Source organism: Bradyrhizobium sp. PSBB068, assembly GCA_016839165.1.
Lineage (GTDB): Bacteria > Pseudomonadota > Alphaproteobacteria > Rhizobiales > Xanthobacteraceae > Bradyrhizobium.
This window is the reverse complement of record CP069300.1, coordinates 756,843-781,022: the sequence shown is the minus strand read 5'-3', so window position 1 is coordinate 781,022 and position 24,180 is coordinate 756,843. Positions and strand designations below refer to the sequence as shown.

Sequence of the window (24,180 nt, the reverse complement as noted above, 5' to 3'; positions counted from 1 at the left end):
TCACCTCATCGCCAGCCAGACCACGCCCCACAGGCCGGCCGAGACCGCGAACGCGGCGAGCAGCCGGGCCGGCACGGGCATCCGCAGGATCGACCAGTGCGCGGTCTGGGCCGGATGGGCGGCTGGGCCATGGCTGTGCCCGTGGGGATGGGCATGGCCGTGATGGTGGTCGTGGGTATGCGTATTCGCCATAGAGAAGACTGTTATATTATAACATAACGCGAGTCCACCGACAGGGAACTCATGGCCGATCCGCAAAACCGGGGGAGACTTGAGCTGCGCCGGCACCGGATCTACCCGGGGAACCCGCCGGGCCGTGTGCAGCTCGCTCCTATCGTCGTCCTGGCGGAAAGCAGGAAGACGATAGGGATGGTTCTCGATTTATTGTCGAACATCGGCATTCAAGGCAAACACGCGGTGTCATGGGAAGGGGACATAGCTTCGCATCTCGCGACAAGATCTGTCCGAGCTGTGCTCTTCGTTTCGCCGCTCTGGAAACAGAGGGCGCAGGGAAAGCCGGGTGCCGATCGCACCCATGGGCCCCGAGCAATGGGTAGAAAGCTCGGGGGGTAGGACCACAGGTGTAACCGGGAACTCCGGCTTTCCCTGCGCGATGGGTTACGGCTTACTTCGTGCTCTCCCCGGCGAGACTGGGCTTGCTTGTCACCGCCCGTGCATGACGCAACGCATCTTGCACGAAGACACCTGCCGTTAGGGCGTCAGGACCACACAACTTCACCGTCCGCCTCCGTCACGCGTCGTCTTTCGTGACCTCGGCGTCCACCGCATCTCACCGCAACACTCCTGACGATGCGCAGCGCCCCTCGATCGGGTGAGACGGGCGAACCATAAACCGAGTTGCACTTCTGATAAAGCGAAATATTTCCGGCGCGATGGATTGACAGGTTTTTGCTGAGTTGCCCGTCGGGTTGAAATGCCGCGGGTGCCACGGCCGCAACGCCCGTGCGAACCGCTCAGGCAGCAGGTTTGGCATCGCGTGCAGCGTCCTGCTGCCACCATGGTGTCAGCAGGATCGGCGTAGGCAGACCCCGAACGCAATCCGGGCGGGGAGCAGGCACGACATGCACGATCGCTCAACCGAGGTCGCTCGCGAGCGATCGAACCTGACCACATTCGTGCTCAGCCTTGGCGCATTCCTGATCCTGTTCGATGTGACCGCGGTCGTGGTCGCCATGCCGGGCATTGCCGACGATCTCGGATTTGCCGTTGCAGGCACCGCCTGGGTCATCGACGCCTACAGCCTTGCCTTCACCGGCGCGTTGCTCGCGTCAGGCGCGCTTGCGGATCGCTTCGGCCGTCGGCGCGCGATGCTGGCCGGCAACATCGTGTTTCTGCTGGCCTCGATCGGCTGCGGCGCGGCGGCGAGCGCTCCGCTGCTGCTCACGGCACGCGCGCTGCAAGGCGTCGGTGCGGCCTTCCTGGGTACCGGCGCGCTCGCGCTGGTCGCCGGCGCATTCCCGCACCAGCGTCGGCGGGCGCAGGCCTTCGCCACCATCGGGACGATCTCGGGCGTTGCGATGGCTCTGGGCCCAACGCTGGGTGGATTGCTTGCCGCCTGGTTCGGCTGGCGCTCGATCTTTTATGCCAACATTCCGTTTTGCCTGACGCTGGCCTTTGCCGTGCCTCGGGTCGTCGCGGAGACGCGCGAATCCGGCGGACGCCCGCTCGATCCCTGGGGTATCGTGCTGTTGACGCTGTCACTGGGTCTTGCGATCGACGCACTGCTGAAGCCCGACGCGCCGTCGACCGTCAGAGCGGCTGGCCTGATCGCGAGCGCGGCGGCGGCATTGGCATTCGTCCGGCAGCAGTGGCACAGCCGAAATCCCGTGCTCGACCCGCGCGTATTCGCGACCGCGCCGATGATCGGGGTCGGCGCGTCCTTGACTTCGATCCAATTCGGCTACTGGGCGGTATTGGTCTATCTGCCGCTGTTCCTGAGCGCCGGCCTGCATGTCAGCATGGAAGTGGCGGGCGTGGCCTTGCTCGCGGCGACATTGCCGATGCTGCTGGTCCCGCTGCTGGGCGGCCGCCTCGTCACCCAATGGGGCTGGCGGCGTTTCTTCATGGTCGCCTTCGGCACCATCGCTTCCGGAGATCTGTTGCTCGTGATCGCTGCGCTATCCGCCGATGCCACCCTGCGCAGCATCGCAACGGTCGCCGGCATGCTGACGATCGGCGTTGGAGCGGCGCTGGCCAACCCGCAATTGGGCAGCACCGCCTTGGCCCTTGCGCCGCCGGCGCAGGCCGGCATGACGTCCGCGATGACAATGATCGTCCGCCAGGCCGGTTTTGCCATCAGCATCGCCGCGCTGGGGGCGACGCTCAGGACGACGGAGGTGGCATCGGCGTATGCGGCTCCATTCGTCCTGGCGACCATCGGTGCGGTCGCCGGCATGATCGCAGCGGCTGCCCTGTATCCTGCACCGGAAGCCGGGGCGTCAGAACGCCGGGAGCGTTAGGGGGCACGTCCGCATCCTCCCGTCATTCCGGGGCGACGCGTCAGCGTCGAGCCCGGAATCCATTCATCGTTTGAAAATGCGGCCCGATGGATTCCGGGCTCTCGCTTCGCGAGCCCCGGAATGACGATGGAGAGAGCCGTCACGCCTCCCTCGCGTAACTCTTCAACCTTGCCTCCAGCACCGCGATCACCTGGTCGCGGACCGGATCGCGGGAGCCTTTCAGCCAGGCGGCGGCGAGCGGCAGGCGGCCGGCGGCGCTGCCGCGTTTGAGCCTGAGGGGAACGAAACGCACGCCCGGGATCGCCATCCGCGCGGTCCAGCGCGGCACGATGGCAACGCCAAGCCGTGCCGCGACCATGTTGACGATGGTCTGCTTTTCGTCGGCGATCTCCTGGATGTTCGGCGTCAACCCGGCCTCGTCGAACAGCTTGGTCGTGAGGTCGTGGCTGTGCGGCCGCGAGCGGCGCTCGGGCACGATCAACGGCTGATCGGCGATATCGGGCAACACGATCTGCTTGCGCCGCGCCAGTCCATGCTTGTGCGACAGCGCCACCACGGCGGTCTCCTGCAGCAGAGGAAAAAACTCGATGCGGCGGTCGGGCCGCTCCGGCGGGCGCACGAACGCGAGATCGAGCGCACCGGACAATAGCTTCGGCAGCAGCCGGATCGTCTTCTCCTCGAGCAATTGCACGGCAACGTCGGGATGGGCGGCGCGGACGTCGCGCAGCAGCGGCGGCAGCAAGCCGGCCGCGGCGCTGTCGATCGCGCCGATCCGGAAGCGCCGCGCCTGCGGCTTGCGCAGCCAGCGGCGAAAGCCATCCTCGATCGCCTCGGCGCGGCTGAGCAGCGCACGCCCCTCGCGCAGCAACGTTGCGCCGTCCTCGGTCAGCGACACCGCACGCGTGGTGCGCGCGAACAACCGCGCGCCGAGGTCCTCTTCCAGCAGCTTGATGTGACGGCCGAGCGCCGACGGCATCATCTGCAGGCGTTGCGCGGCGCGGCCGAAATGCAGTTCCTCGGCAGCCGCCACGAAGCAGCGAAGCTGGTGCAGTTCCAAGACGTGTTTACTCCAGAACCTATCCACCGTCGTTGCGAGCCACCCGGTCGGCGCGAAGCGCCGCCGGATGACAGGCTCCGCGAAGCAATCCGTGCCACCGCATAGGCGGAGCGGTGGATCGCTTCGTCGCTTCGCTCCTCGCAATGACAAAGCAAGGATTATATCATTTTTTTGTATAAACCCACACGGGTTGAACCGGAAGGCCGCAGCCTTCTAGGCTTTTCGGTGGTGCGGCATAACGCGCCGTCCCAACAACAAGACGAACCCCGGGGAAGCCCATGGAAAGCCAGCTTGGCACGCGCGTGTTGCGCAAGATCTCACTGCGCATCGTGCCGTTCATCATGCTGCTGTACTTCGTGGCCTTCATCGACCGCGTCAATATCGGCTTTGCCTCGCTGACCATGAACAAGGACATCGGCCTGTCGCCGACCGTCTATGGCTTCGGCGCCGGTATCTTCTTCTGGGGCTACTTCCTGTTCGAGGTGCCCTCCAACATCATCCTGCACAAGGTCGGCGCGCGGATCTGGATCGCGCGGGTGATGATCACCTGGGGCATCGTTTCGGCCGCGATGGCGCTGGTGCAGGGCGCGACCAGCTTCTACGTGCTGCGTTTCCTGCTCGGCGCCGCCGAAGCCGGCTTCTTCCCCGGCATCATCCTCTATCTGTCCTACTGGTTCCCGGCGCGGCAGCGCGCGGCCGTCACCGCGCTGTTCATGGCTGCGGCGCCGCTGTCGACCGTGCTCGGCTCGCCGCTGTCGGGCGCGCTGCTGGAGATGGACGGAATGCTCGGCTTCAAGGGCTGGCAATGGCTGTTCGTGCTGGAGGCCGTGCCCGCCGTGCTGCTCGGCTTCGTGGTGCTGGGCTTCCTCACTGACCGGCCGGAGCAGGCCAAATGGCTTGCCGACGACGAGCGCGCCTGGCTGGTCAAGACCATGAAGGCGGAGAACGACGGCAAGGCCGCGACCGCAAGCCACAGCATCTGGCGCGGGCTCGCCGATCCGCGCGTGCTGGCGCTGGCGCTGGTCTATTTCGGCACCTCGGCCGGGCTTTACACACTCGGCGTGTGGGCGCCGCAGATCATCAAGGCGTTCGGCCTGTCGTCGCTCCAGGTCGGCTTTCTCAACGCGGTGCCCGCGACCATCGCCGTAGCCGCGATGATCCTGTGGGCGTGGCACTCCGATCGCACCGGCGAGCGCACCTGGCACGTGGTGCTGGCCTGCCTGACGGCAGCAGCCGGCCTCGCGCTGGCCGGAATGTGGACCGGCCTTGCCGCCGTGATCCTCGCGCTCACGCTGGTCAATATCGGTATCTCCTCGTCGAAGCCGCCGCTGTGGAGCATGCCGACCATGTTCCTGTCGGGCTCGGCCGCCGCGGCCGGGATCGCCACCATCAACTCGATCGGCAATCTCGGCGGCTTCGTTGGCCCGGCGATGATCGGCTGGATCAAGGAACGCACCGGCAGCTTCGAGGGCGGGCTCTATTTCGTCGCCGGCCTGCTGGTGCTCTCGGCCGTGCTCACGCTGCTGCTGTCACGCGCGCCGGCCGCGGCCGAACCGCATCCCGATCCCCTGCGAACCCGCTAACCACCCATCCGGAGACAAATCATGCGTACCCATTCCATCGCCGCCATTCCCGCCGACGGCATCGGCCCCGAAGTGATCTCAGCCGGTGTCCGCGTATTGGAAGCGCTGGCCAAGCGCTCCGGCGACATCAGCTTCAACGTCAAGACCTTCGACTGGGGTTCGGACTATTACAAGAAGCACGGCGTGATGATGCCGGCCGACGGCCTCGCGGAATTGAAGACATTCGACGCGATCTATTTCGGCGCGGTCGGCGCGCCCGACGTGCCCGACCACATCACGCTGTGGGGGCTTCGCCTGCCGATCTGCCAGGGCTTTGACCAGTACGCCAATGTGCGGCCGACCAAGATCCTGCCCGGCGTCGCCTCGCCGCTGCGCAATGTCGGCGTCGGCGATCTCGACTGGGTGATCGTGCGCGAGAATTCCGAAGGCGAATATGCCGGGATGGGCGGCCGCGCCCACAGGGGGCTGCCCGAAGAGGTCGGCACCGAAGTCGCGGTCTTCACCCGGGTCGGCGTCACGCGGATCATGCGCTACGCATTCCAGCTCGCGCAGTCGCGGCCGCGCAAATTCCTCACCGTGGTGACCAAGTCGAACGCGCAGCGCCACGGCATGGTGATGTGGGACGAGATCGCCGCCGAGGTGGCCAAGGACTTCCCCGACGTGACCTGGGACAAGATGCTGGTCGACGCCATGACGGTGCGGATGACGCTCCATCCGAAGAGCCTCGACACCATCGTCGCGACCAATCTGCACGCCGACATCCTGTCCGATCTCGCCGGCGCCCTGGCCGGCAGCCTCGGCGTCGCGCCGACCGGCAATATCGATCCGCAGCGCCGCTTCCCCTCGATGTTCGAGCCGATCCACGGCTCGGCCTTCGACATCACCGGCAAGGGCATCGCCAACCCCGTCGCCACCTTCTGGACCGGTGCGCAGATGCTGGAGCATCTCGGCGAGAAGGACGCCGCCGCGCGCCTGATGGCCGCGGTCGAGAAGGTCTGCGCGGCCGGCATCCTGACGCCCGACGTCGGCGGCAAGGCGACGACGAAAGAAGTGACCGACGCGGTGATCGACGCGATCCATGGGTCGAATGTGTAGGGTACGACGATCTCGTCGCATCATGCAGTGAGGCGAGCACGATAGCCGGGCTCCCTCCCCCCTTGCGGGGGAGGGTTGGGGAGAGGGGTACCGCTTGCTCCGCTCTTCGTTAGCAACGGCGATACTCGCTGCGCATGTTGATGCAGTCGAATCGATGTCTCGCAATTCGTCCGGAGCCACCCCTCTCCCCGCCCTCTCCCGCAAGGGGAGAGGGAGCCTGAGAGCCGTGCTCACCTAACGAAGCCGCGCCGCGTCCGATACCGCAACCGGGGACAGAACCGTGCTACCCGATCTGACCAGACGACACTTCATGACTGCTGGAGGACTATCGATCATGGCCGCGATGACGGGGATGCAGCCGGCAAGGGCTGCGACGTGGCACGATGAGATCCGCGCGATCGCGTTCGACGTGCAAGGGACCTGCGTCGACTTCTACCAGCCGATCCTGCGTGCGGGTCAAGCCGTCAACGCCGCCAAGGGGCTCGCGCTCGACTGGGCCAAACTCTCGAGCGAATGGCGCGATCTCTACCGTGCCGCGCTCGACGACGTGATCGCCGGCAAGCGGCCGTGGATCAGGGTCGACCGCATCTATCGCGAGGCGCTGGACGTGCTGCTCGATCGCCACGGGCTCTCGGAGGCTTTCTCCAGGGACGAGCGTGACGAACTGAACACGGTGTGGAGCAAGCTCGACGCTTGGCCCGACAGCGTCGAGGGCCTAACGCGCCTGCGCAGCCGGTTCGTGACCTCGACATTGTCGAACGCCGGCATGGCCGCGGTCGTGGCGGTGGTCAAGCACGCCCGGCTGCCGTTCGACGCCGTGCTGACCGCGGAGCTTGCACACAGCTACAAGCCGTCACCGGCGGTGTATCAGCTTGCCGTCGACTACCTCGGCTATCCAGCCGACAAGATCCTGATGGTCGCCTGCCACAAATACGACCTGAAGGCGGCCCGCGCCTTCGGCATGCGGACCGCATTCGTCGCCCGTCCGCTGGAGTTCGGACCGGCCGCGAAGGTGGACGTCGCGCCGGAGCCCTGGTTCGACCTTCATGTCGACAGCTTTACGCAACTCGCCGACGCGCTGATGCCGGCATGACGATGCAGAGGTGAATTGGTGTGTCCGGCTTACACCGGAGCGCCCGCTTCCGCGCAATTGGTCAGCCGCGCCGGCACGCCGACGGCGGTGCATCCGGCGGGGACATCCGACGTCACCAGCGCGCCGGCGCCGATCTTGGCGAAATCGCCGATGCTGAGATTGCCGATAATCGTGGCGCCGGCGCTGAGCAGCACGCCGCGGCCGATTGTCGGAGCGTGGCGCGGGTCGTCCTGATGCCGTGCGATGGTGACGTTCTGCAGGATCGTGACCTCGTCGCCAACCGAGGCCAGCGCGCCGATGATGATGCCGGTGCCATGATCGAGGAACACCGCGGTTCCGATTTGGGCCGACGGGTGAATGCTGATCTGCAACTGATCCGCCGCCGCGCTCTGCATCAGCAGCGCGAGGTCGGGGCGATCGTGACGCCACAGCCAGTTCGACACACGCCAGGCCTGCAGCGCGAGGTAACCCTTGAAGTTCAACAGCGGCGTGAGCAAGCCCGTGATCGCCGGGTCGCGGCGGACGATCGCTGTCAGATCGGTCGCCGCGGCATCGACCAGCGCGGGCTCGGCCGCATAGGCTTCGCGGGCGGTCCGCATGAACTGTAGGCGATCGGCATCAGTGCGGCAGATGGTCCGGCCAATCAGGAAGGCGAGCGCGCCGCCGAGATCGCCCTGGTCGAGGATGAAGGCTGCCGACGCTTCGAGGAAGGGATCGGCGACAATGGCAGCTTCCGCCTCGCGCCGGATTGCAAGCCAGAGCTCGTCGGAATTCGCCGTCGTGGATAGCGCCATCGCCTTCGCCTCATCGTCCGATCCCGAACGATACAGTGGACATGGCAGCCGCAAAATGCAAACCGCCCGCTTGCTCATCGCAAACGGGCGGCTCAGGGCCATCAGGTGCTATGGGGGCACATCGCCTGAAGGCTAGCGCTTGCCTCGCGTGATCAGCCTTGCAAGATCAGCTCTGCGGCGGCTGGTCGTTCGGCGGAGTCGGACGGGTCTTGTGCTGCGCCATGAAGGCATCGAACTCTTCCTTGTCCTTGGCGTGGCGCAGGCGATCGAGGAAGTTCTTGAACTCGACCTGCTCTTCCTCGAGACGGCGCAGCGTGTCCTGGCGGTACTCGTCGAAGGCGCGGTTGCCGCTGGAGGGCGGGCCGAAGCCGCCGAACGGGAAGCCGCGGCGCTCCATGCGGCTCTTCATCCGCTCCATCTTGTCCTGCATGCGCTCCATCTTGTTCTGCCAGCGATCCATGTCGTTGTGACTCCAACAGGCCATTTTTCTGCTCCCGAGTGTGAAAAAGAGAAGGGCGAGGCCGATCGGCCACCAGATCATGAAGCCGAGGATGATCCCGGCGATCTTCAGGGGATGCCACGGCGTCGCGTAGAAGTACGGGCGGTAGGGTTCTTCGACGGGGCCGCGCCAGCGATTGACATCAGCGGTGTAGGCCATTTCCTTCTCCATCACGGCATCACGCCGTTGTGAATGTAAATAACATTTACATAGATAGCCGATCGCCCGGGAAAGTCAAGCAGCGCGGATGACGCACCTCTCGGATTATTTTTAGCTCAGGCGTTGAACCTTATTTCGGTTTGCCCCACGGGCCCGCCGGCTTGTCATCCGCGGCAGCGGTTCCCGGCCTCTGGTCGGTCCGAAAGCCGAGGCCACGCAGATAGATCAGCACTTCGGCCTCGAGCAGTTCTTCCGGCGACATCGGCAGCTTGCGCCGCGCGGCATCGCCGCGGCCGAACAGCGAGGCGACTCCGTGCGACATCGACCAGATGTGCAGCGCCATCATCATCGCCGGCGGACGCGGCATGCCCGGCGGCGCCAGTGCCGCAAGGCGTTCAGCGGCGGCGCGGATGATCGCAAAGGCGCGCTCGCTCGCGGCCATCAGTGTTGGATTGGCGTCTGGCGGCAGGCCTGATTCGAACATCGCGGAGTAGAACGCCGGCTCCTCCCGCGCGAAGGCGAGATAGGCTTTGCCGACCCGCTCGAACGCGGTGACGGTATCCGGACGGCCGTCATCCCAGGCCGCGGTCAGCAGCGATTCAAATTGCTCGAAGCCGCGCTGCGCGATACTGGCGATCAATTCGTCACGGTCGCGGAAATGCCGGTAGGGCGCGGCGGGGCTGACGCCGGCCATGCGCGCGGCATCGGCGAAGGTGAAGCCGGCCGGCCCCTTCTTCGAGATCAGGTCGAGGGCGGCCTGCAGCAACGCCTCTTTGAGATTACCGTGATGATAGCCGCGCTCGGCGCGGCCTTGGTCCTTGCGCCAGCTCATGTGAACGGCTTTTACATGAGCCGGCAGTAAAGGTCACTAGCGGCGGGGCGGCCGGTCCATCAAGATTAACGGATCGCTCCCGTACCGCGCGGGCTTGGGTCCGAGGACTATCGGCCGGGGATCGGCAGCACCGGCATGATCTCCACGGCTTCGCCGGGGAAGATCGCAAAGTGCGGGTGGTTCTCGAACAGCTTTGCCGCCGCCTCATGCGAGGGCGCGCGCACCACGGTGAATCCGGTCATCAGATTGGTGATGTCGGCGGTGCCGCCCTCGCCGACCTTCTTGGTCTTGCCGAGCGGTCCGCCCATCTCGACGATCACGTCGTGGTGCTTCTCGACCCAGGCGCCCCAGGCGGCCATGCCCTCCTGCTCCTTGGCACGCCGCTCGGCCTCCGGCAGCGCGTTCCAGGCTGCCATGCGCGAACCATTCTTGCCGCCGCCGAGATAGACGGCGAGGAAAGTGTTGCTGCTCATCTTGCGTCTCCGTTGTGGTGGTTGCAGTGATCGTCGATGCGAGGGGCGGTGACACAGCTCGCGGCGTCACCGCTTCCCGATCTGATTTAACGCAGCGCCTTGCCCCAACCGCCCTTCGGATGCTCGAAGGTCGCGGCCGCCTGCTGCACTTCCTCGGAGAAATCGGCCATCTCCTGGACCTGGCGGATCTCGATCATCTCGTTCGCGGTAGCCGGGCACTTCTTGGCCCATTCGATCGCTTCGGCGCGCGAGCCGACCTCGATCATCCAGAAGCCGCCGATCACTTCCTTGGCCTCGGTGAACGGACCGTCGATCACGATGGGCTCGCCGGTGACGAACTTGACGCGCGCCCCCGCCGCCAGCGGATGCAGGCCTTCCAGCGTGATCAGCACGCCGGCGTCCTTCAGCGCCTGATTGTACCGCATCATCGCGGCGACCCGTTCGGGGTCGAGCTCGAGCTTGGCCGGCGCGGACTCGTAGCCGAGCGGGATCATCAGCATCATGAAGCGCATTGGTTGGATTTCCTTGTCGGTTGAATCACGCGCAATCTTCACGCTCGTCACTCCAGGATGCTTCACCAGACACAGGCCGGGAATCCATGACCTGCGACCATGGTCATGTCGTCCGCGCCGTGCGCCGGAGCGATATCGTGGAATGACGTCGGGTATCACTTTTGGCCTGCCTGCGCACGCAGGCGCTCTTCCTGCTCGCGCAGTTCGGGCGTCAGCGCCTCGCCGAAATCCTCCGCGGCGAACACCTGACGGATCTCGATCTCGGAGCCGCCGCCGAACGGCGCGCGCTTCATCCAGCCGATCGCTTCATCCAGCGATTTGGTCTCGATCAGCCAGAAGCCGCAGACCAGATCGCCGCTCGGGCCGAACGGCCCGTGGGTCACCGTGCCCTGCCCGCCGGCATATTTGACCCGCGCGCCCCTGCTGGTCGGATGCAGGCCCTCGCCGGCCTGCATCACGCCGGCCTTGACCATCTCCTCGTTGAACTTGCCCATTGCGGCAAGCATCTCGGTGCTCGGCATCACGCCGGCCTCGGTATCCTTGTTCGCCTTCACGATCACCATGAACTTCATCGTCGTGCTCCGTTGTCTCTCTGCCGATCTCAGCACCGGCGCTCGGTTGAAAGACGACGGACGGTTTGCACTTCCGACACGACCTTTGAAATTGTCTTCGACGTCATTGACGCAGGCTCCTAGTCATCGATCGCCTGATAGGCGAGCGTCCAGAAATCGGAAAACACCGCGGGCGGCTGCGGCGCATCCAGCACGCGAGCCGTGCTTGCGACAGGCCACCGTTTTCACGCGCAATGGGCATTGTTTGGGCTTCCTTCGCAGAGCGTGCGCGCCGATGACGGCGATCGCACGCGCCATATCACCGATGCTGCCTTACCGCTCCTGCCTGACGAGCTCGCCGTCCTGATGCGACGGACCGAAATAGACGTCGATGCGCGATACCTTGTCGCCGTCGAACACGAAGAACTCGGTGTTGCGGAAGCTCTTGCCGTCCCGCGCGACGCAGCGGTAGGTGACGAAGGCTTCAACACCGTCGACCATGATGCGCTCGATCTCGTGGCGGCCGATCCAGCCGCTGTCGCGCCAGCACTCGGCGAAATAGCGCGGCTTGTCGATGTTCTCGCCATACGGCGTCGAGAAACGGAAATCCGCAGTGAACGCCGCCTCGACGCTCGCGCGATCGTTGGCGAGATAGGCGGCGAAGAGGGAGCGGATGATCTCCGCCCTGTTGCCAGCTGCAGCCATGTCGTCTCCACACATGTCGCCCGGGCCTCTGGAGGTTGCGCGCTCCAGGGCCCGGGTCTCAGGGAGATGACGAACGGCACGACGCGAAACCGACATCGCGCCGCAATTTATTTTCGGAACCGGAACCGGATCGGCGCTCACCCTTCCTGCGGGAACATGCCGAAATAGGGCTCGGCCTCCTTGAGGACCCGCGCGAAGGACGGCCGCGCCTTCAGCCGCTCGAGATAAGCGGCCAGGTGGCGGTGCGCCTCGCCGATCGGCTCGACCTTGTTGCCGTAGAACAGCGCCGGCGCGGCCGCGCAATCGGCGAGCGTGACATGCTCGCCGATCATCCAGCCGCCATGCCCAAGCTGCTGATCCAGGATCAGCAATTGCTGATCCAGGATCGCATAGGAGGCGCGGAGCTGCGCCCGCGCCTCGGCGACGCCGTGCGGATCCTTGGCGTCCGCCGGCCGCAGCCGGTCGCCGACGATCTTCTGCGTCGGCAGATGGACATAGAGATCGAGGAAGCGGTCGCGCAGCCGGGTCTGCAGCGCGAGGTCCGGATGGTCCGGGATCAATTTGACGGCACCGGGATAGTGTCGATCGAGATATTCGATGACGATGCTCGATTCAGGCACTGTCTCGCCGCGCGTCTCGTCGCGCAGCACGGGGAAGCGGCCGATCGGCCACAGCGCGAGCAACGCCGCGCGCTCGGCGGGATCGCCGAGATTGACCATATGCGGCGTGAACGGTGCGCCGTTCTCGTAAAGCGCGACCAGCGCCTTCCAGCAGAACGAGGACAGCGGGTGGTAATGCAGGGTGAGCGACATCGGAACTCCATCATGAATCGGTCTACCGAGGACGGGCCGGAGACAGTCGTGCCGACATCTCGTGCGGAAATTATTTGTGCGGCGCCCGGCGCTGAGAGCGGACATCGACGCGACACGCATTCGTCGAGATCAGCGAATCGAAGTGCTGGATCGATCCTTGAAAACAGTCGGCAATATCAGCCTTCGTGATAGGTCTATCAGAGCTGGTGAAGTGCACGCGTTGCAATCATCCGCATCAGACCAGAATTGTCATCGATTTTCGTCCGTAAGATTACGGTGAACATTGCATCGCGACTATGGATGATAACGTGCAGATGAAAAAATTACTTCGCGAAATGAGATAGATGGACATGCGCCGCACTGCGTTATGCAATCCGTGCCAAGCCGCAGCCTTTACCGATGCTAAACGGCTCGCTGCAACCTTTCCGTGAGTTGCCGCGATCCGCTTTTCCATCCCGTCTCATTTGAACATTCACGGAGCCCTGATGTTCGGTTTCAGCAACAAGGCAAACAACGACAGTGCGCTGGCGCAAGCCGCAGCGATCGGCAAGTCGCAGGCAGTCATCGAGTTCAAGCTCGATGGTACCATCGTCACCGCAAACGAGAACTTCCTGAACGCGATGGGCTACTCGCTCGACGAGATCAGGGGCAAGCACCACAGCATGTTCGTCGAACCGGCCACGCGCGACAGTCACGACTATCGCGAATTCTGGGCGCGACTGAACCGCGGCGAATTCCAGGCCGCACAGTACAAGCGCATCGCCAAGGGCGGCCGCGAGATCTGGATCCAGGCCTCCTACAATCCGATCCTGGACAAGGCCGGCAAGCCGGTCGGCGTCGTCAAGTTCGCCACCGACATCACCGCGCAGAAGATCCACAGTATGGAAGATGCCGGCAAGATCGCTGCGATCGGCCGGGCCCAGGCGGTGATCGAGTTCAACATGGACGGCACCATCGTCAACGCCAACGAGAACTTCCTCAACGCGATGGGCTATTCGCTCCCCGAGATCCAGGGCAAGCATCACAGCATCTTCGTGCCGACGGCCGACCGCGACAGTGCGACCTACCGCAATTTCTGGGCGCGGCTGAACCGCGGCGAGTTCGAGGCCGGCGAGTTCAAGCGCATCGCCAAGGGCGGCAAGGAGATCTGGATCCTCGCCAGCTACAATCCGATCCTCGACGATCGCGGCAAGCCGTTCAAGGTCGTCAAGTTCGCGACCGACGTGACTGAGCAGAAGCTGAAGGCCGCCGACAATGACGGCCAGATCGATGCGATCGGCAAGTCGCAGGCGGTGATCGAATTCAACATGGACGGCACGATCCGCAACGCGAATCCGAACTTCCTCGCCGCGATGGGCTATTCGCTTGCCGAGATCCAGGGCCGGCATCACAGCATGTTCGTCGAGCCGGTCGAGGCAAGCTCGCAGGGCTATCGCGAGTTCTGGGGAGCGCTGAACCGCGGCGAGTTCCAGGCCGGCGAGTTCAAGCGCATCGCCAAGGGCGGCCGCGAGATCTGGATCCAGGCCTCCTACAACCCGATCCTCGATCTCAACGGCAAGCCCTACAAGGTGGTGAAATACGCCACCGACATCACCGCGCAGGCGATCGGCCGCAAGAAGGCCGACAGCGCGCGCGGCCTGATCGAGGCGGTCGCCGCCGGCAGCGAGGAGATGAGCGCCTCGATCCGCGAGATCTCGGAGACCATGACCAAGTCGAAGCAGAACGCCGCGGTCGCCACCGGCCGCGTCGAGGCTGCCGACGGCCAGGCCCAGAAGCTCAATACCGCAGCTCAGGCGATGAGCGGCATCGTCGAGATGATCTCGAGCATCACCGGGCAGATCAACCTGCTCGCGCTCAATGCCACGATCGAATCGGCACGCGCGGGCGAAGCCGGCCGCGGCTTCGCGGTGGTCGCCTCCGAAGTGAAGAGCCTCGCCAACCAGGCCAAGCAGGCGACCGATACGATCTCCTCGGAAATCGATGCGCTCAACTCGATCGCCGCAGCGGTGGCGACCTCGCTGTCCGAGATCAAGGCTGCAATCGCCGGCGTCAACGAATACATCACCTCCACCGCCGCTGCGGTCGAGGAGCAGAGCATCGTGACCCAGGACATGTCCACAAACATGCAGCGCGCCTCCGCCGAGCTCGCGGCGTAAGGCGCGGTGCGATCCTCGAAGGGTGCGCGGCCCGGGCTGGGGACCGCGCATCCTTCGAGACGCCCACTTTCGACGCAAGAATGACAAGGCATCCCTGTCGGGTTGACACGTTAGGGTAAAGGTCGCAGACGGTCGGGATTTCTGCCCGAACCGATGGACCTTCCGATGACTCCCTTCGCACACAAAGTCGCCCTCGTGACCGGCGCCGCGCGCGGCATCGGGCTTGCGGCGGCGAAGCGCTTTCTCGCCGACGGCTGGCGCGTCGCGCTGCTCGACATCGAGGGCTTGCTGCTGGAGAGCACAGTGGCGGCCTTGAAGCAGCCCGACGACACGCTGGCGCTGACCTGCGACGTATCTGACGCTGCCGGTGTGGCAGCCGCGATCGCTGCGATCGCAAACCGCTTCGGCCGGCTCGACGCGCTGGTCAACAATGCCGGCACGGCGGTGTTCGCGCCGGTATTGGAGACCTCCGACGCCGACTGGAGCCGGATCATGGCGGTCAACCTCACCGGCCCGTTCCTCTGCACCAAGGCGGCTGCCCCCTTGATGCGCGAGCATGGCGGCGGCGCGATCGTCAACATCACCTCGATCTCGGCGGTGCGCGCCTCGACGCTGCGCTCGGCCTACGGCACCAGCAAGGCGGGGCTCGCGCATCTCACCAAGCAGCTCGCGGTCGAGCTCGCCTCGCTCGGCATCCGCGTCAACGGCGTGGCGCCTGGGCCGGTCGAGACCGCGATGGCGAAAGCCGTGCACACGCCGGAAATCCGCGCCGACTATCACGACGCGATCCCGCTCAACCGCTATGGGCTGGAGGAGGAGCTGGCGGAGGCGATCTTCTTCCTCTGCTCGGACCGCTCAAGCTACATCACCGGACAGATCCTCGCCGTCGACGGCGGCTTCGACGCCGCCGGCATCGGCCTGCCGACCCTGCGCGGCGAGCGGCGGAATGGGTAATCTTTCCAACCGCGCATTCATTGCATCACCGTCATCCGGAGGAGCCGCGTAGCGGCGTCTCGAAGGATCGACGGCTACCGGCCGGGCTGTGCATCCTTCGAGGCTCGCTCCGCTCGCGCCTCAGGATGACGGGACTGGTAGCGGCGATTGATTCACGCCAACAACACGCCACGTATTCTTGAGCCGATCGATCCGCGTCAGCGACAGCGGATCGATGACGAAGCGCAATGCGAGCTCCGGCGCGAGCTCAAGCGCGATCGCGAGGATCGCGCGGATGGTGCCGGAATGCACGACCAGCACGACGTCACCGACCGGCAAGCGTGCTAGCCCAGCTCGCGCGCGGGCGATCTGATCGGCAAAGCTTTCGCCGCCGGGCGGCCGGTTGGTGCCCGGCGATTGCCAGAACGCGCGATAGGCTTCCGCGCCGAGCTCTTGCTCGATCTCGCTGTGGCGGCGGCCGGTCCAATCGCCAAAATCCTGCTCGCGAAAGGCTTCATCCGCCGTTGCCGTAAGGCCGAGCCGCACGGCGGTCTCGCTGGTGCGCCGCGCCGGACTGCACACCGCGAAAGCGTTGGCCGGCAGCCGCGCCTGCAACGTGGCGAAGGCCGCGGCATCGCCGAGGTCGGCGGGCGCATCCGGCGCATGGATCACGCCGCGCGGACCGTCGACCGGCGCGTGGCGGATCAGCCAGAGATGCGTTTCACCGTTCATTTTTCCACTATCCCAACCGCGCTGCGAGCAGCACCAGGATCGCCGTCTCCGCGACCTGCTCGGCACCGCCAAGCACATCGCCGGTCTGGCCGCCGATCTGCCGCCTTGCCAATTGCATCATGATCAATGCGCTCGCGCCGGCCGCGATCGCCGCCAGCAGCGCGCTGCCGAGGGGCAGCGCAAGGATTGCTATCAAGAGCGCGATGCCGGCCGCGACCGCCGCGATCGCACCATCGGGCCGGCCGGCATTGGCGGCGAGACCATCTTTCCGGGCGTAAGGCAGGCTGATCGCGATCCACGGCAGCGCGCCGCGACCGAGCGCATGCGCCGCGATCAGGCTCTGCACGACCATGCCGTCGGGAAGCGCAGCCAGCGCCGCAAGCTTGCTGGCAAAGCTCACCACCAGCGCCAGCGCGCCATAGGTCCCGAGCCGGCTATCACGCATGATCTCGAGCTTGGCCGCGACATCGCGGCCGCCGCCGAATCCGTCGGCGACATCGGCAAGCCCGTCCTCATGCAGCGCACCGGTCAGCAGCGCAGCCCCGCCGAGCGTGAGCGCGGCCGCGGCAAGATCCGGCACGCCGATCGACCGCAGCAGCAGGCAGAACAGCCCGACCGCCGCCCCGATGCCGGCGCCGACCAGCGGGAACAGTCGCTGCGCCCGCGCAAAGCTTTCCGGCCGCGCGCCGTCCGGATGCGGCATCGGCAACCGGGTCAGAAAGGCGATGGCGATCCTGAGATCGTCGAGCCATTGATTCATGGTCGGCCTTCGAATTGAACTAAAGCGCGATGAGATCGGGCGGATCGTCATCGCGCTTTAGCCTCGTGATTGGGCATGATCTTCTCGGAAAACCGCTTCACACTTTTCCGGATCATGCTTTAGTTTGCGGCCCGCTCGACGAGGGAATCGCATGCAGTTCAATACTCTAGACGACATCCGCAGCTTTTGTCGCGAGCTGCCCGAGGGCGACGAGGCCACTGCCGCAGCAGCAACCCTGCGCCAGCAGAACCTGACCAAGCCGCCGGGTAGCCTCGGCCGGCTGGAGGAGGTCGCGATCTGGCTGGCGCGCTGGCAGCGGCGCGAACTCCCCCGGCTCGACCACGTGACGATCGCCGTGTTCGCCGGCAATCATGGCATCGCCGAGCGCGGCGTCTCGGCCTTTCCCGCCGAGGTCACCGCGCAGATGGTGGCGAACTTCGCCGCAGGCGGTGCCGCGATCAACCAGATCGCCAAGCTCGCCGGCGCCGAATTGCGCGTCGAGCCGCTCGAACTCGCGCGGCCGACCCGCGATTTCACGATGGCGCCGGCGATGGATGGCGCCGACTTCCTGGTCGCGCTCGACACCGGGTGGCGCACGGTGCCGGAGCAATGCGATCTGCTCGTGGTCGGCGAGATGGGAATCGCCAACACCACGGTGGCCGCGACGCTGTGCGCGGCATTGATGGGCGGGCGCGGCGCGCGCTGGGCCGGCCGCGGCACCGGCGTCGACGATGCCGGCCTGCTGCGCAAGCGCACCACGATCGATACCGCGCTGAAAATACATCGCAACCTGCTCGAGGATCCGCTCGCCGTCGCCGTCGCGCTCGGCGGGCGCGAACTCGCGGCCATCTTCGGCGCCGTGCTGGCGGCGCGCGCAAGATCAATCCCGGTGCTGCTCGACGGCTTCGTCGCGACATCGGCGGTGCTGCCGCTGGCGCGGCTTGCGCCCAACGGCCTCGCACATTGCCGCGCCGGGCACGTCTCGGCCGAACTCGGCCATCGCATGCTGCTGCGCGATCTTGAGCTCGCACCCCTGCTCGATCTCGAGATGCGGCTCGGCGAAGCCTCCGGCGCGGGGGTTGCGATCCAGCTGCTGCGCGCGGCACTGGCCTGCCACGGCGGCATGGCGACCTTTGCCGAGGCCGGCGTCTCCGGCGCGGCCTGAGGCCGCCGGCCGAGCGGAAAAGCTCCCCAAAAAGCCGGTGCATACCGCCCGCATCGGGCGCAATCTTCGCGTGCGCAGCATGACCTCTGCGCGCCGCGCGCCTAACCTCTGCGGCGCTGGGCGCCAGCCGGCGCCTCGGCCATGCTGAACCAGATACCGGGGAGAAATCGCGTCATGTCGGGAGTCCTCATCAATCTGATCATCCAGATCATCAGCGGAGCCGTCGGCGGCAATGTCGCCGCGGGAGCGGCCAAGAACATCGATCTCGGCACGCTCGGAAACACCATCGCCGGCGCCATCGGCGGCGGCGCGGGCGGACAGCTTCTGGGCATGCTGATCCCGCTGCTTGCCAATTCAGGTGCTGCGCCTGACATCGGCAGCATCATCGGACAGGTCGCGGGCGGCGGCGTCGCCGGCGCGGTGCTCACGGCGATCGTGGGTGCGCTCAAGAACCGCGCAGCCTGAGTCCGCCTGCCGATCGCGAACCGGGGCATCCGTCTTGACGATGCCCCATTCCGGCGCGAGCCTGTGACCACGGATGCGGGACCTCGATCGCATCGGCGGCAGGGATTGCGCTTATGAGAACACTCGTCGCGGCGGCAGCTCTCTGCGCAACGCTCGGCTGCGCACATGCCGACGTTCGCATCCTCGCCAGCCCCGGCGGGCAGGTCGGCCCGTTCATCGACCTGTTCGACAAGGTGCGCGAGTCCGGCGAACGCGTGGTGATCGACGGGCCGTGCCTGTCGGCCTGCACGCTGGTGCTCTCGATGGTGCCGGGCGACCGCATCTGCGTGACGCGGCGCGCCGTGCTCGGCTTCCACGCCGCCCGCTCGATCGACCGACGCGGCCGCACCTATGCGGAGCCGGAAGCATCCGAAGCGGTGCTGGAAGCCTATCCTGCGCCGGTGCGCGGCTGGATCATCCGCCGCGGCGGCCTGACCTCGCGCCTGCTGCTGCTGCGCGGTCGCGAGCTCGCCGCGATCTATCCGCGGTGCCGGTAGAGCGCATTCATCGTCCCGTCATCCCCGCGCAAAGGCGAAGCCATTTCGCGGGGGATGACGGTGATAGAGACCGCTGTCCGCCCTACATCCCCTGCGGGCAGTTCACCATCCAGGGGATGCCGAACTGATCGACGCACATGCCGAAGCCGTTGGAGAAGAAGGTCTTGCCGAACGGCATGGTGACCGCGCCGCCTTCGGACAGGTCCTTGAAGCGGCGTTCGGCCTCCGCGGGATCCTCGACCTGCAGCGAGACGTGGAATCCCTGCGGCTTCTGGAAGTGGCCGGGCGGGGCGTCGGAGGCCATGATGATCTCGCCGTCGATCGTGAGGCGGGCGTGCATGATCTTGTCCTTCCAGCCCGGCGGGGTCTGCATTTCCGCATTGCCCTCGCCATAGGGAAAAGTTTCCTCGATCCGCGCGCCGAGAACCTTCTCGTAGAATTTCAGCGCGGCGCCGCAATTGCCGTCATAAGAGAGATAGGGGTTGACCTGCATCGCGTGCTCCCTGGGTAGATCCTGCGCGGTTTCTTCATGCGAACCGGTAAACCACTTCGCTCGAAACGGCGCTATTTTTCCGTCAGCTTCTTCAGATTGGCGAGACCGACCTCGAAATCCTTGCCGATCATGTGGTCCAGGTTCATGAACACCTGCATCACCTTCGACATGAAGACAGCCGGACCATACATGGTCCATGTGACGCTGGTCGCATCTCCCTGCGGCAGCATTGTGAACTCGGCGGTGTTGTGGCCCTCGAACGGCTTGAGGAAGTCGAGCTTGATGACGACCTTCGACGGCGCCGACGACTGCAATATCTCCATGCGGCCGGTGCCGACATTCTTGTTGCCGTCCCAGGCATAGACCGCGCCCTGCCCGCGTTCGGCGCCGTCGTAGCTGCGCTTCATGTCAGGATCCCGGTTCTCATAAGGCGACCAGACCGTCCACTGCCGGAAATCGTCGATCAGCGGAAAGATCCGTTCGGCCGGCGCGTTGATGCTGGTCGCACGCGTGACGCGGAACGTGCTCGGCTTGGTCGCCGCGAGGATGAGGATGACGGCAATCGCGACCGCGAGGATGACCGCGATGATGGCAAGGGTCTCGAACATGATGGTCTCCAGCAATATGAATTGAACCATAACTCAGCGGCGGAACGGAAGCAGCGCACGCAGATTGCCGTCGCGCAGGTAGAGCCCGCCCCACACCATCAGGCCGAGATAGAGCCCGAACAGCGTGTGGGTGAACAGCGGGCTGCCAATCCGCAGATGCGATGCGATCGCGCCGCCGAGATAGCCGGTGAGCAGGATGGCGCCGAGGATCGAGGTCGGCGGCACCGAGTACAACAACGTGCAGACGATGGTGATGATGCCGAGGCTGCGCGCCAGCGTATCGCTCGCGCCCCAGCCCATCTTGTCCATGGTCTCGGTGACGACCGGCAACGGCACCAGCTTGATCGCGCCATCGAACAGCAGGAAAAGAATGACTACGCCGCTCATGACGCGGCCGGTGATGCGGGCGGGCTTTGAGACTTCGGTGTCGACGATCGTCGGCATGGCAGGCTCCGTAACGCTTGGTGATGCTCTCTGCCTTCATGACGAACGAAGGGATGCGGGGCCGACAGCGCGGGTGAAGATTTTTCTCAAGCGCTACCGGAGTTGCGAGAGCGACGCACAAATTGATCAGCTCGCCCGGGGCTTACCCCTCTCCCCAGCCCTCCCCCGCAAGGTAGGGCTATCGCATATGGGCCAGGACGGTGAGAAGGAAGTCGTTGCTCCATCTTGCCTGGAGCATTTTGTGGCTGGTCCGCGCTGGACCTGGCGTGGCTTGCAGGGCGTTGATGGCGAGCTTGCGGATGACGGCAAGGTTCTCCGGGGCGTGGTCCTTGCGGCTGCGGCAAGCGTCCTCGTCGAACAGAACGTCGAGAACCCAGTGCAGGTTGTTCTCGATGCTCCAGTGGGCGCGGACGACGTCGAGCAGCTTCTTGGCCGACAGCCGCCGCGAAGCCAGAAAGTATCGGGCCGTCCGCTTGGCAGGCTTGCCGGCAGTTGCGCGCCAGCTGTCGATGCGGCCGACCGCGACGATAGCGGAGAAGCCATGTTGCTTCGCCAATTGCGGTGCCGGCACGATGATGGCTTGCCGGCGCTCGATGCGATCGTGGGCGGCGGTTCTTCGCTGGCTTGCTCGCGCAGGCCGTCGGGCGGTGTCGAGCAACGCCTTGGCGGCCTTGAAGAGCCGGCCGCGATTGCTCTTGATGGCCAGAACGTAGTGGCCCTTCCGGTCGCGGATGGCTTGCGCGACATCGGGCCGGCAATGCAAGGCGTCGGCAGTGACAAGAGCGCCGTCCAGATCGAGCGAGGCGAGGACTTCGAGAACGCCGGCAACCTCGTTGCGATTGGGGGCCTTCCTTTGAGCCAGCGCCATGCGTGTGCCTGCCGCCCAGACATTGACCATATGCAGCGGTGTGGATTGCCGCCCACGCATGAAGGCGCCGCGCAACGCCTTGCCGTCGATGCTGACCACGCCCTTGATGCCGAAGCCCTTGCTGAGCTTGCGCAAAATCGCTTCCAACCCCTTCGGGTCCAGAGCACGGAAGACGTTGCTGAACGTATCGTGGCTGGGGATGCCGGATCTGAGCTCCAGGAACCGCTGCAACAGCTCCTCTCGGCCTTTGCCGAAGAACTCGAACTCGGTGCAGGTCTTGGCGCCGGCCAGTGTCGCCGCCAAGGCGATGACGATGATCTCCACCAGATCGTGCCGCACGTTGCTGGCGCGGGGGTCCTTGAGTGGTCGAAGCAGGCGCTTGAGTTGGCGCATTCTGGTCTCCCTCGGGAAGCGAGAGACACCCAAAGAATCCAGTTCCAACCGCTTGGCAACACCCCTCCATCGCCATATGCGATTCCCCTACCCGCAAGGGGGAGGGTGCCTGACCTGCGTGCTCACCTGACGCGATTGACTAGCTATGCTCTTGCGCTGTCGTGAGGGAAGCACCGGCGGAGGGGTTCCCTCCCCCCTTGCGGGGGAGGGGTAGGGAGAGGGGTGTCACACGGGAAGTCTCTCAGCTGGACACGAACCATACGCGACCAAGCTAGCCCGCTACTTCGCCTTCGCATTGCGCGGCTGGCTGTCGCGCATCAGGCGGTCGATATGCATGCGGATGTGGGCGGCTTCGGCTGTGGTGTTGGCGAGCGCGATGGCGCGGTCGAAGGCGACGCGGGCTTCCTCGTTGCGGCCGAGCTGCATCAGGAAGGCGCCGCGCACGCCGAAATAATGGAAGTAGTTTGCAAGCCGCGGCGCCAGCGGCTCGATCATCTCGAGCGCGGCTTCCGGCCCCTTCACCTTGGAGACCGCAACCGCGCGGTTGAGCGTGATCACCGGCGACGGCTGCATGACCTCGAGCGCACCGTAAAGCAGGTCGATCTGGGCCCAGTCGGTATCCTCGGGCTTTTCCGCGCGGGCGTGCAGGGCGGCGATCGCGGCCTGCACCTGATAGGGCCCGCTCTTGCGGTGGCGCATCGCCTTGTCGATCAGCGCGATCCCCTCCGCGATCAGCTTCTGGTTCCACAGGCCGCGGTCCTGGTCGTCGAGCAGGATCACCTGGCCGTCCGCATCGAAGCGCGCGGCGGCGCGGGCGTGCTGCAACAACAGCAGCGCGGTCAGCCCCATGATCTCCGGCTCGCTCTGGAACAGCCGCAGCAGCAGGCGGGCGAGCCTGATCGCCTCCTCGCACAGCGGCGAGCGGATCTCGGCGGTGTCGCCGCTCGCCGAGTAGCCCTCGTTGAAGATCAGATAGATCATCGCCGCGACCGAGGCGAGCCGCTCGCTGCGCTCGACCGCGCCCGGCGTCTCGAACGGCACATTGGCGTCGGCGACGCGCGTCTTGGCCCGCGTGATGCGCTGCTCCATGGCTGCTTCCGAGACCAGGAAGGCGCGCGCGATCTGCTTTACCGTGAGGCCGGAGACGATGCGCAGCGCCAGCGCGATCTGCTGGGTCGCCGGCAGGTCCTTGTGACAGCAGATGAACAGCAGCCGCAGGATGTCGTCGCGGTAGTGCGAGCCGTCGAGCCGCTCGGCGATCTCGTCCTCGGCATCGTCGAGGTCGGAGATCGCCCGGTCGTCGTCGGGCAACGCTTCCTGCTTCTTGCTGCGCCTGATGTCGTCGATCGCGACATTGCGGCCGACCATGATCAGCCACGACGCCGGATCGCGCGGCGGGCCGTTCTGCGGCCAGCTCTTCAGCGCCCGCAGGCAGGCATTCTGGAAGGCTTCCTCGGCGGTATCGAGATTGCGGAAGTAGCGCAGCAATGCGCCGACCGCCTGGGGACGCGCTGACGTCAGCGCGGCATCGATCCAGGCGGTGTCGGTCACGCTCACGGCTTTGCGTCCCCCGGAGTGAAGTAGCCGACCGGACGGATCTCATAGGTGCCGCCGGGATTGGCCTCGCCGAGGTCGCGCGCGATATCGAGCACCTCGTCGAGATTCTTGCCCTCGACCAGGTAGAAGCCGAGCAGCTGCTCCTTGGTTTCGGCGAACGGGCCGTCCAGCACCAGCGGCGGGTTTTCCTTGCGCAGCGTGGTCGCCGCGGTGGTCGGCAACAGCCGCGCCACCGGGCCGAGCTTGCCCTGCTTGGCGAGCTTATCCTGCACGACGGACAGTTTCTGCATGACCGAGGCGTCGTGCTCCTTGCTCCAGGAGCCGACCAAGTCTTCGTCATGATAGCAGAGAATGGCGTACAGCATCGAAAAGGCATCTCCGTTCATTGCAAGAACGAACGATTATGCCCGCTGCCGACAGGCGGA

Annotated in this window: 27 protein-coding genes; 9 read left to right on the top strand and 18 right to left on the bottom strand. The window is 65.5% G+C overall.

Annotation, left to right across the window (positions count from 1 at the left end; genetic code table 11):
• The gene (locus JQ507_03700; GenBank protein ID QRI70653.1) at positions 1-192 is read right to left on the bottom strand and encodes a hypothetical protein; all 192 of its coding nucleotides are present in this window, start codon (positions 190-192) and stop codon (positions 1-3) included.
• An 890-nt stretch (positions 193-1,082) separates the two neighbouring features.
• Here JQ507_03700 and JQ507_03695 point away from each other — a divergent pair.
• Positions 1,083-2,480 carry an MFS transporter gene (locus tag JQ507_03695; protein QRI70652.1) on the top strand — a complete coding sequence of 466 codons (1,398 nt, stop codon included), beginning with the start codon at positions 1,083-1,085 and terminating at the stop codon, positions 2,478-2,480.
• Between the two features lie 139 nt (positions 2,481-2,619).
• Here JQ507_03695 and JQ507_03690 read toward each other — a convergent pair whose 3' ends face one another.
• The gene (locus JQ507_03690) at positions 2,620-3,537 is read right to left on the bottom strand and encodes a LysR family transcriptional regulator (protein QRI70651.1); all 918 of its coding nucleotides are present in this window, start codon (positions 3,535-3,537) and stop codon (positions 2,620-2,622) included.
• 278 nt (positions 3,538-3,815) lie between these two features.
• On the opposite strand from JQ507_03690, the gene JQ507_03685 reads away from it, so the two are divergent.
• The 3 genes from JQ507_03685 to JQ507_03675 all read left to right on the top strand — a co-directional run bounded on the left by JQ507_03685 (position 3,816) and on the right by JQ507_03675 (position 7,308).
• Positions 3,816-5,120, top strand: a complete 1,305-nt coding sequence (locus JQ507_03685) for an MFS transporter (protein QRI70650.1) — start codon at positions 3,816-3,818, stop codon at positions 5,118-5,120.
• A 21-nt stretch (positions 5,121-5,141) separates the two neighbouring features.
• The gene (locus tag JQ507_03680) at positions 5,142-6,215 is read left to right on the top strand and encodes a tartrate dehydrogenase (protein QRI70649.1); all 1,074 of its coding nucleotides are present in this window, start codon (positions 5,142-5,144) and stop codon (positions 6,213-6,215) included.
• Between the two features lie 343 nt (positions 6,216-6,558).
• Positions 6,559-7,308, top strand: a complete 750-nt coding sequence (locus tag JQ507_03675; GenBank protein ID QRI73160.1) for a haloacid dehalogenase type II — start codon at positions 6,559-6,561, stop codon at positions 7,306-7,308.
• Between the two features lie 29 nt (positions 7,309-7,337).
• Here JQ507_03675 and JQ507_03670 read toward each other — a convergent pair whose 3' ends face one another.
• From JQ507_03670 to JQ507_03635, 8 genes are all read right to left on the bottom strand, one after another.
• The gene (locus tag JQ507_03670; protein ID QRI70648.1) at positions 7,338-8,102 is read right to left on the bottom strand and encodes a serine O-acetyltransferase; all 765 of its coding nucleotides are present in this window, start codon (positions 8,100-8,102) and stop codon (positions 7,338-7,340) included.
• 166 nt (positions 8,103-8,268) lie between these two features.
• A complete protein-coding gene (locus JQ507_03665; GenBank protein ID QRI70647.1) occupies positions 8,269-8,760 on the bottom strand; it encodes a DUF2852 domain-containing protein in 492 nt (163 codons plus the stop codon).
• A gap of 130 nt (positions 8,761-8,890) precedes the next feature.
• Complete coding sequence (locus JQ507_03660; protein ID QRI70646.1) at positions 8,891-9,592, bottom strand: TetR/AcrR family transcriptional regulator; 702 nt, start codon at positions 9,590-9,592, stop codon at positions 8,891-8,893.
• A 107-nt stretch (positions 9,593-9,699) separates the two neighbouring features.
• Entirely contained in the window at positions 9,700-10,065 is a 366-nt protein-coding gene (locus tag JQ507_03655) for a hypothetical protein (protein ID QRI70645.1), read from the bottom strand.
• 86 nt (positions 10,066-10,151) lie between these two features.
• The gene (locus JQ507_03650; protein QRI70644.1) at positions 10,152-10,577 is read right to left on the bottom strand and encodes a YciI family protein; all 426 of its coding nucleotides are present in this window, start codon (positions 10,575-10,577) and stop codon (positions 10,152-10,154) included.
• Positions 10,578-10,732: 155 nt separating this feature from the next.
• Positions 10,733-11,149, bottom strand: a complete 417-nt coding sequence (locus JQ507_03645; protein ID QRI70643.1) for a YciI family protein — start codon at positions 11,147-11,149, stop codon at positions 10,733-10,735.
• A 312-nt stretch (positions 11,150-11,461) separates the two neighbouring features.
• On the bottom strand, positions 11,462-11,833 hold the full coding sequence (locus tag JQ507_03640; GenBank protein ID QRI70642.1) for a nuclear transport factor 2 family protein: 372 nt from the start codon (positions 11,831-11,833) through the stop codon (positions 11,462-11,464).
• A 137-nt stretch (positions 11,834-11,970) separates the two neighbouring features.
• Positions 11,971-12,645, bottom strand: coding sequence for a glutathione S-transferase family protein (locus tag JQ507_03635; protein ID QRI70641.1), 675 nt, complete (start codon positions 12,643-12,645; stop codon positions 11,971-11,973).
• Positions 12,646-13,130: 485 nt separating this feature from the next.
• On the opposite strand from JQ507_03635, the gene JQ507_03630 reads away from it, so the two are divergent.
• Both JQ507_03630 and JQ507_03625 read left to right on the top strand, forming a co-directional pair.
• Positions 13,131-14,801 carry a PAS domain-containing methyl-accepting chemotaxis protein gene (locus JQ507_03630; GenBank protein ID QRI70640.1) on the top strand — a complete coding sequence of 557 codons (1,671 nt, stop codon included), beginning with the start codon at positions 13,131-13,133 and terminating at the stop codon, positions 14,799-14,801.
• Positions 14,802-14,966: 165 nt separating this feature from the next.
• On the top strand, positions 14,967-15,755 hold the full coding sequence (locus JQ507_03625) for an SDR family oxidoreductase (protein ID QRI70639.1): 789 nt from the start codon (positions 14,967-14,969) through the stop codon (positions 15,753-15,755).
• A 120-nt stretch (positions 15,756-15,875) separates the two neighbouring features.
• On the opposite strand, the gene JQ507_03620 is transcribed toward JQ507_03625, so the two are convergent.
• The gene (locus JQ507_03620; GenBank protein ID QRI70638.1) at positions 15,876-16,466 is read right to left on the bottom strand and encodes a histidine phosphatase family protein; all 591 of its coding nucleotides are present in this window, start codon (positions 16,464-16,466) and stop codon (positions 15,876-15,878) included.
• Between the two features lie 7 nt (positions 16,467-16,473).
• A complete protein-coding gene (gene cobS / locus JQ507_03615; protein ID QRI70637.1) occupies positions 16,474-17,226 on the bottom strand; it encodes an adenosylcobinamide-GDP ribazoletransferase in 753 nt (250 codons plus the stop codon).
• A gap of 151 nt (positions 17,227-17,377) precedes the next feature.
• On the opposite strand from cobS, the gene cobT reads away from it, so the two are divergent.
• The 3 genes from cobT (at position 17,378) to JQ507_03600 (ending at position 19,392) form a co-directional block, all read left to right on the top strand.
• Entirely contained in the window at positions 17,378-18,391 is a 1,014-nt protein-coding gene (gene cobT, locus JQ507_03610; protein ID QRI70636.1) for a nicotinate-nucleotide--dimethylbenzimidazole phosphoribosyltransferase, read from the top strand.
• 174 nt (positions 18,392-18,565) lie between these two features.
• Positions 18,566-18,856: a hypothetical protein gene (locus tag JQ507_03605; protein ID QRI70635.1), complete on the top strand. Its 291-nt coding sequence runs from the start codon at positions 18,566-18,568 to the stop codon at positions 18,854-18,856.
• Between the two features lie 113 nt (positions 18,857-18,969).
• Positions 18,970-19,392: a hypothetical protein gene (locus JQ507_03600; protein QRI70634.1), complete on the top strand. Its 423-nt coding sequence runs from the start codon at positions 18,970-18,972 to the stop codon at positions 19,390-19,392.
• 82 nt (positions 19,393-19,474) lie between these two features.
• Here the strand turns inward: JQ507_03600 and JQ507_03595 are convergent, their stop codons facing one another.
• From JQ507_03595 to JQ507_03570, 6 genes are all read right to left on the bottom strand, one after another.
• Positions 19,475-19,885 (bottom strand): VOC family protein, encoded by a 411-nt coding sequence (locus tag JQ507_03595; GenBank protein QRI70633.1) that lies wholly within the window; start codon positions 19,883-19,885, stop codon positions 19,475-19,477.
• A gap of 71 nt (positions 19,886-19,956) precedes the next feature.
• Positions 19,957-20,493, bottom strand: a complete 537-nt coding sequence (locus JQ507_03590) for an SRPBCC family protein (GenBank protein QRI70632.1) — start codon at positions 20,491-20,493, stop codon at positions 19,957-19,959.
• A 33-nt stretch (positions 20,494-20,526) separates the two neighbouring features.
• Entirely contained in the window at positions 20,527-20,937 is a 411-nt protein-coding gene (locus JQ507_03585) for a DoxX family protein (GenBank protein QRI70631.1), read from the bottom strand.
• 178 nt (positions 20,938-21,115) lie between these two features.
• Positions 21,116-22,198, bottom strand: a complete 1,083-nt coding sequence (locus JQ507_03580) for an ISAs1 family transposase (protein ID QRI70630.1) — start codon at positions 22,196-22,198, stop codon at positions 21,116-21,118.
• Positions 22,199-22,477: 279 nt separating this feature from the next.
• On the bottom strand, positions 22,478-23,755 hold the full coding sequence (locus JQ507_03575) for an RNA polymerase sigma factor (GenBank protein QRI70629.1): 1,278 nt from the start codon (positions 23,753-23,755) through the stop codon (positions 22,478-22,480).
• Complete coding sequence (locus JQ507_03570; GenBank protein ID QRI70628.1) at positions 23,752-24,120, bottom strand: YciI family protein; 369 nt, start codon at positions 24,118-24,120, stop codon at positions 23,752-23,754. The genes JQ507_03575 and JQ507_03570 overlap by 4 nt, the downstream gene beginning before the upstream one ends.
• Between the last annotated feature and the right edge of the window lie 60 nt (positions 24,121-24,180).

Bases quoted from the DNA above. Each gene is read 5' to 3' on its own strand.
- JQ507_03700 (QRI70653.1), bottom strand. From the start codon at position 192: ATGGCGAATACGCATACCCACGACCACCATCACGGCCATGCCCATCCC.
- JQ507_03695 (QRI70652.1), top strand. From the start codon at position 1,083: ATGCACGATCGCTCAACCGAGGTCGCTCGCGAGCGATCGAACCTGACC.
- JQ507_03685 (QRI70650.1), top strand. From the start codon at position 3,816: ATGGAAAGCCAGCTTGGCACGCGCGTGTTGCGCAAGATCTCACTGCGC.
- JQ507_03680 (QRI70649.1), top strand. From the start codon at position 5,142: ATGCGTACCCATTCCATCGCCGCCATTCCCGCCGACGGCATCGGCCCC.
- JQ507_03675 (QRI73160.1), top strand. From the start codon at position 6,559: ATGACGGGGATGCAGCCGGCAAGGGCTGCGACGTGGCACGATGAGATC.
- JQ507_03670 (QRI70648.1), bottom strand. From the start codon at position 8,102: ATGGCGCTATCCACGACGGCGAATTCCGACGAGCTCTGGCTTGCAATC.
- JQ507_03665 (QRI70647.1), bottom strand. From the start codon at position 8,760: ATGGCCTACACCGCTGATGTCAATCGCTGGCGCGGCCCCGTCGAAGAA.
- JQ507_03660 (QRI70646.1), bottom strand. From the start codon at position 9,592: ATGAGCTGGCGCAAGGACCAAGGCCGCGCCGAGCGCGGCTATCATCAC.
- JQ507_03655 (QRI70645.1), bottom strand. From the start codon at position 10,065: ATGAGCAGCAACACTTTCCTCGCCGTCTATCTCGGCGGCGGCAAGAAT.
- JQ507_03650 (QRI70644.1), bottom strand. From the start codon at position 10,577: ATGCGCTTCATGATGCTGATGATCCCGCTCGGCTACGAGTCCGCGCCG.
- JQ507_03645 (QRI70643.1), bottom strand. From the start codon at position 11,149: ATGAAGTTCATGGTGATCGTGAAGGCGAACAAGGATACCGAGGCCGGC.
- JQ507_03640 (QRI70642.1), bottom strand. From the start codon at position 11,833: ATGGCTGCAGCTGGCAACAGGGCGGAGATCATCCGCTCCCTCTTCGCC.
- JQ507_03635 (QRI70641.1), bottom strand. From the start codon at position 12,645: ATGTCGCTCACCCTGCATTACCACCCGCTGTCCTCGTTCTGCTGGAAG.
- JQ507_03630 (QRI70640.1), top strand. From the start codon at position 13,131: ATGTTCGGTTTCAGCAACAAGGCAAACAACGACAGTGCGCTGGCGCAA.
- JQ507_03625 (QRI70639.1), top strand. From the start codon at position 14,967: ATGACTCCCTTCGCACACAAAGTCGCCCTCGTGACCGGCGCCGCGCGC.
- JQ507_03620 (QRI70638.1), bottom strand. From the start codon at position 16,466: ATGAACGGTGAAACGCATCTCTGGCTGATCCGCCACGCGCCGGTCGAC.
- cobS (QRI70637.1), bottom strand. From the start codon at position 17,226: ATGAATCAATGGCTCGACGATCTCAGGATCGCCATCGCCTTTCTGACC.
- cobT (QRI70636.1), top strand. From the start codon at position 17,378: ATGCAGTTCAATACTCTAGACGACATCCGCAGCTTTTGTCGCGAGCTG.
- JQ507_03605 (QRI70635.1), top strand. From the start codon at position 18,566: ATGTCGGGAGTCCTCATCAATCTGATCATCCAGATCATCAGCGGAGCC.
- JQ507_03600 (QRI70634.1), top strand. From the start codon at position 18,970: ATGAGAACACTCGTCGCGGCGGCAGCTCTCTGCGCAACGCTCGGCTGC.
- JQ507_03595 (QRI70633.1), bottom strand. From the start codon at position 19,885: ATGCAGGTCAACCCCTATCTCTCTTATGACGGCAATTGCGGCGCCGCG.
- JQ507_03590 (QRI70632.1), bottom strand. From the start codon at position 20,493: ATGTTCGAGACCCTTGCCATCATCGCGGTCATCCTCGCGGTCGCGATT.
- JQ507_03585 (QRI70631.1), bottom strand. From the start codon at position 20,937: ATGCCGACGATCGTCGACACCGAAGTCTCAAAGCCCGCCCGCATCACC.
- JQ507_03580 (QRI70630.1), bottom strand. From the start codon at position 22,198: ATGCGCCAACTCAAGCGCCTGCTTCGACCACTCAAGGACCCCCGCGCC.
- JQ507_03570 (QRI70628.1), bottom strand. From the start codon at position 24,120: ATGCTGTACGCCATTCTCTGCTATCATGACGAAGACTTGGTCGGCTCC.